Here is a 1,261-nt window from a genome sequence, read left to right as displayed (position 1 = left end):
TAATCTGTTGAATTTAATGAATTCTCAAGGTTTTGCTACTTTCGCCACAGGCAGAAATGTGTCAGGAACAGACGTTCGACCGCTGGTGAGAATTAATTGCTACGGTACGGAATTTTGGACTGACGGACAATTACCTTTTCAGGGTCGAATCCACCGGCGAGTAAGCAGTTGCGAGCAAACAATCGCGCGTCGTTCTCATTAGCGGCTGGTCCGATGACAATTTCCCGTAGTGCGTGTTGATCTCTGGTCTTCCAGTCAAATTCGGCGAAACGAATCAAAGAATAGCCCCATGTTCGATGTTTCAAATCGTCAACCGGTAGATTCACCTCACGAATTTGTAGGAATCGGTATTCCTGTTCGTTTTTGTATGCCTCATGCTTAAAGAAAATAGCCGCGCGAATCACACAAACACTTAGGTGAATGGAAAGCTCTTTCATAAACTCATTGGTCGCAGCATCGCTCAGATTCCTGCTAAAGGGCATTCCGATCAGGGGAAGAACTTCTCGCACAAGCAGCTGATGCATTTTGCGAAGCAAAGCGTCATTATAAGTAACAGGAAAGCCAGCATTACCGTAACCACGCTCATCTACGTTTACAAATGCTTTTTCTATCAGTCCACCTCCAAATCCCAAGGCAAAACCTCTCCCATTGTCTCCATAGGCGCGCCACTGCCCCAAATCGTCCCCATCGCAACTAAAGCAGGCGACGAAGAAATGTGCGGATTCTTGAACGCCTCCACCCATCACCCTAATGAATTTTTCAGCAAAGAGTTTAGCCGCCGAATGATCTTTCAGTGCTTCTGCTGCAAGAATTTCACACGCGTGATTCACGCCATGTCGAAGCTCGGAAGGATCATTGAGACCGAATATGTCGGTCAGCCGGACTTTCCCGCTCTCCAAGATTCCGAGTAAACCCGTGCTATTCGTGTAGTGGTATACACTGGCTGGCGCTGGTTGGGAGTCCATCTGGCTTGCGAATTCATCTACGTGTTCTGCACACCGCTGATAGCAAGACTCAATTGCCTCAAGCATGTCAGCCGGAACGATTTTGTTGCTTTTGACCATGACGCCACCACCAATGTTGAAAGCGGCGAGTATACGCAAAACGTTGAGTTTGTTGAAAAGCTCTATATTTCTTTGTCGAGATGGTGCCAAAACCAGCCGTTCATGCGTAGTGCGCAGTTTAGCTCAAACTGACTGATCCGGTTTCGCACCTGGGTTAGCTGTTGCTCCGCGGAGATGTCTACCGCTGGCGCAATACG

Annotated in this window: 1 protein-coding gene; it reads right to left on the bottom strand. The window is 48.0% G+C overall.

The window, feature by feature from the left end; all coding sequences use genetic code 11:
• Positions 1 to 92: 92 nt before the first annotated feature.
• Positions 93 to 1,154: a DUF2971 domain-containing protein gene (locus BLP78_RS14990; RefSeq protein WP_143002984.1), complete on the bottom strand. Its 1,062-nt coding sequence runs from the start codon at positions 1,152 to 1,154 to the stop codon at positions 93 to 95.
• Positions 1,155 to 1,261: the final 107 nt, after the last annotated feature.

It is taken from the genome of Nitrosospira sp. Nsp1, from assembly GCF_900100985.1.
In the GTDB taxonomy this organism is placed as follows: Bacteria; Pseudomonadota; Gammaproteobacteria; order Burkholderiales; family Nitrosomonadaceae; genus Nitrosospira.
Note: the sequence above shows the minus strand (reverse complement) of the source record. Positions and strands in the feature narration are given on the sequence as shown.